Genomic DNA, 4,810 nt, shown 5'->3' with positions numbered 1-4,810 from the left:
ATAATATAATTGAAATAAATTCTAAAAAAATTATTAATTTTTGTACAAATTACCTCTTAATATCAAATAGTACGAATATTCTATTATATTCCATTATCTAAATTCACCAAAAAAAATTTTACTATCACTAATTATACACATGATACTATTACTTACACATCATCATCCAATTTACAAATTAGAAATCATACTTTGGTCAACTCCACATTTAAAAATGAATCGTATTCCCAAAAAATTATTTCTTGCAATCAACTAGACTTTTCTATATTTTTAATATACACTTATCACATAAGATGTAGCTTCTTATAAATTTTAATATGTTTTTCTTCTATGCTAAAATTATAACTAGAATGCCCGTTAAATCTTTTAAGATAATTAAAATGTCTCATACTTTTTTAACTCATTATATTTTTTACAAAATCTCGCAACTATACAAATCTGTACAATTTTATACAACAAACCGAATATTTTTAATTAGAACATCTTAAATAAAGACTAATAAATGACAATGATTTATTTAACACAATAAAACAAAAGATACTAAGAATCTAAAGTTTCAGTTTGACATTATTTTATTAATTGATTCTAATATTATTGTTAAGTTTATTTATAGTTATACAATTGTGTAAGAAGATAATAAATTATAAAAGCAAATTTTAATCTACACAAAAGAAGATGTTGTTAATAAAATTTTTGTTAAAAAGTAGCAAGAGAAAATTCTGTAATAAAATATGAAAAATAGGAATTAATATCTTTAATCAAAAAAAGTAACTGTTCTTAATTCAGGTTTACCTGTCAGGTTTGCTGATTTCCTGATAAATACCGCTTTATTAAGATTGAGGTTGGTATAAGAATCATCAGTTAATACAAGTTTCATTGTCTTATTTTTGTTGTTGTTTTGCTTGTCTAATAATTTACTTAGTTTGTTGTAAGGACTATAAGGGGTTTTTATTAACTGCCGCTGTAATATTAAAACAATGAATAAGAGATATTGGGTGGAGATAACTGACTTATGGGTGCGATGTTAAACTCTTCGCTAAACTTTATTAATGTATCAGGTTGAGTGTGATATTCTAATGTTCCTTTAAATTATAGGTAATCATAAATTATTTCCTCTTTCTTAATAATTTTTAGTGTTGATATCCTATATGATAAAAGTGTAGTGCAAAAAAATATAATTAAAGTTTATTTTTTGTGAAATTTCTAATAACATTAACATTTATAATCTATACAATTTTATACAATAAAACGATAGTAGCTGTAGTTTGAGTAGTATCAGATTGACTAGCCTTTTTACTTTTTGTTATAAAATACATTAGTCACATTTGAAAAAATTTAATGACAATTATATATAATTTTAGATAATATAGTCTTTGGTTGTGCAATTTTTACAATAAAACTGCATATTCTCAATTAGAACACTTTAATAAAACAAAAAAACAATATCAAACATACAAAAAATACATCACTTCACTTCCATCACTCTACTTACTATAAGTAAATACCATAATAAAATTAATCAAAAGAAATAATAATGACTTTGCTTATATATATTGTAAGAAAGAAACATAAAAAATAAAAATTATTTTAAAAAAGGCAAACTAGACTCATATCTAAACTTGCCTTATAATCCTAATTTCTAAATAATTTAATCTAACTATCTCTATTATTGTTGAACTGCTGCCTTTGGAGATCTTGATTTATCTATTTTTTCTTTTACTTTTTTAAGATTAGAAGGAAAAAATATGATTTCATACTGCAAATAAAAAAAGAGAGCTTTATTGCGCTCTCTACTAGCCTTTTTACCTAATAATTATTACATAAACTTATATATACTAATTCACCTACTAATTAGCCTTAGCTTTAACTTCAGAACCCTCTCCTTGCTTAATCTCCCCCAATGCCTCACTAATCCCTTTTAAACCTTCATTCACTGTATTCCTTATTGCTATTGTCAAAGTATTCAATACCTTATTCACCGCACTTGCGGCAGCTCCATTTACTGTCTTTATCACAGCATCATCGGCATCATTCTTAATAGAAAATTTATTACCCTTAGTCATTGCTCTCAATGCTATCCCTCCTGCTATTACTGCATCTTTCTTTGCATCATCTTTAATCTCTTTCTTATTATCAACAGCTTTAGCAACTGCTATCTCGGCTGCATCTCCCGCTTTCTCAATTCCATCAGTATTATCAACTTGAGGGTCTTCTTTAGACTTAGCTATCGCTTGCAATATATCTGCTCCACTTACTGCTCCTATTGACGCTGCTGCTGCTTGGGCTGCCGCATTATCAGCTCTATTAGCATCAGTAGTAGTAAATAACTTACCAACATCTTTCTTACTATCACCTTTAGTAACATCAGCACCTGCATCTCCCTTCCCTTTTAACACAATCTCAACTATCTCTTTAATTCCTTTCACCAGAGATTTAACACCTTGTAATTCTGAAGGAGATGCATTCTGGTTTTTAACAGCATTCCCCACAGATTCACTACCACTACCGCTAACTCCACCTGCTGCTTCCTTTGCTCCTTCTGCTATCTTATCTACAGTACCACTAATAAACTCCTCAACAATTGTTTTAACTTTTTCATATTTCCCATTCTTCTCTAAAATTTCATTTAATTTTACTTTAGTAGTTTGCATACTCTTCTCAATATCACTAAAATATTTCCCTATCTCACTTTTCTTTGTTTCCGCCTTTATCCCCAATGTCCCTGTAATCATATCGCCAAAACTCACAAAAACATCTAAAAATCCTTTTCCTAAATTTGCTATATCACTCAAAAACACTTTCTCTGGATCTTTTACTCCCCCACTATTACATCCCATCACTACCATCATCACTATCCCTTTTACTCTCTTTTTCTCATTTTTGCCCTTTGACTTCTCTCATATCTCTTTTTAAATCCTTACTCTATTTCTTTTGCAAGTTCTATTTTTTCTTCCCTAAGACCAATTCTTTTGTAAAGTATTATTTATCATGTGTGTATTTAGTTTATTCATCTTTAATTTATGTTTGCTGTTGTACTGATTTTGGAAAACATCAATTATAATGAAATCACTGAATTTAAAAAGAAAACATCTCCCATGCTTCGCAAAGAACTAGAGAAGTGTTTTCTTTAAATAACTTTTTTATCTTACTGCTCTTTATCTATATCTACAATTATTCATGATTGTTGCCCACTAGCTGCTTCTGCTCCCTTATCTTCTTGCTTAATTGTAGCCAATATTTCATTTATCTTTTTTAATCCACTATCAACTGTATTTCTTATCGCAATTATAAGAGTACTTAGTGTCTTACCAACCGCACTTGCTGCTGCTCCATTTATAGCAAATGTAGCCTTATCTTCATTCTTAGCAGCTAATTTACCATTCTTTGCCATCGCTCTTAATGCTATTCCTCCCGCAATAACTGCATCCTTCTTTTTAGTCTCTTTAGTATTCCCACTATTCTTAGCAGTAGCAATTTCAGCAGCATCTTTTGCCTGGTCAATATCTTTCCCAGCTTCGGCTATACCAGAACTAGCAATAGCTTGCAATATATCAGCACCGCTTACCGCCTCAATTGATGCATTTGCCTTAGCTGCTTCAGCCTCTGTTCCATTGTCACCTGCTTTACTAAACAACTTACCTATATCCTTTTTATCCTCCTCTCCAGTTACATTCGCATCTGCCCTTCCATTATCTTTTAAAACCACATCAACTATTGTTTTAATTCCTTCAACAAGTGCATTCACACTCGAAACTTCTGCAGGTGCCGCATCCTCATTTTTAACAGCATTTCCAAGGGTTTCACTACCAATAGCCCCTTTTGACGCCTCCTTAGCACCTCTTGAAATCTTATCTAATGTTCCAATAATAAATTGCTCAACCACTTCCTTAAGTCTCCCATAATTACCATTCTCTGCCACTTCTGCCTGCAACTTCTCCTTTACTGAAATCATAGTTTTTTCAATATCAGTAAAATATTTCCCAATATCCGATTTTTTGTGTCCGCTTTTATCCCCAACGTCCCTGTAATCATATCCCCAAAACTCACAAATACATCTAAAAATCCTTTCCCTAAATTTGCTATATCACTCAAAAATACTTTCTCTGGATCCTTTACCCCACTATTACATCCCATCACCACCATCACTACCATCACCATCACCATCATTACTTCTCTTATTCTTATCCCCTTTAATCCTCTTTTACTTCCCTTCTCTCTTCCCTTCTCTCTTCCCTTCTCTCTATACTCGCTTATACACTCTTCTATATTTCCTATTCCTTTCTTCTCTTTCATTCCTTTCCTTCGCCTCCTTGTTTTTTATTATTATTTTTAGCTTTGCTTTTAAGGATTAAAAGAAAAAAAATGATTTATATGAACAACATTCATACAACACACATCAATACAGAAAATAAAAAAAGAGAGCCTTATTACTGTTCTCTTTATCAGCATTCTTATCTAATAATTTTAACTATATTCAATATATAATAACTCACTCACTAACTTTATTTTCAGAACCTTCTCCTTGCTTAATCTCTCCCAATACCTTATTAATCTCTTTCAATCCCAAATCCACTGCATTCCTGATTGCTACTGTCAATGTACTCAACACTTTATTAACTGCACTTGCCACTACTCCATTAATAGCAAAAGCCGATTTATCTTCACCTGTCTTAACAACAAATTTACCATTCTTTGCCATCCCTCTTAACGCTATCCCTCCTGCTATTACTGCATCTTTTCGAACTGAAGCTCCAAGTTCTTTTTGTTCTGCCTTCTTAGCAGCCGCAATTTCTGCTGCATTCTTTGCATT

At 31.0% G+C, this 4,810-nt stretch carries 2 protein-coding genes and 1 pseudogene; all 3 read right to left on the bottom strand.

Translation table 11 applies throughout. The features are described 5' to 3' along the window. Positions 1 to 1,847: 1,847 nt before the first annotated feature. Positions 1,848 to 2,849, bottom strand: a complete 1,002-nt coding sequence (locus tag U880_RS0100830; protein WP_038358624.1) for a variable large family protein — start codon at positions 2,847 to 2,849, stop codon at positions 1,848 to 1,850. A gap of 326 nt (positions 2,850 to 3,175) precedes the next feature. Further along, positions 3,176 to 4,167: pseudogene (locus U880_RS09710) on the bottom strand (variable large family protein). 322 nt (positions 4,168 to 4,489) lie between these two features. Continuing rightward, the coding region (locus tag U880_RS0100820; protein ID WP_024654399.1) for a variable large family protein at positions 4,490 to 4,810 on the bottom strand (321 nt) is incomplete at its 5' end.

The organism is Borrelia hispanica CRI (assembly GCF_000500065.1).
GTDB classification, from domain to species: Bacteria; Spirochaetota; Spirochaetia; order Borreliales; family Borreliaceae; genus Borrelia; species Borrelia hispanica.
Note: the sequence above shows the minus strand (reverse complement) of the source record. Positions and strands in the feature narration are given on the sequence as shown.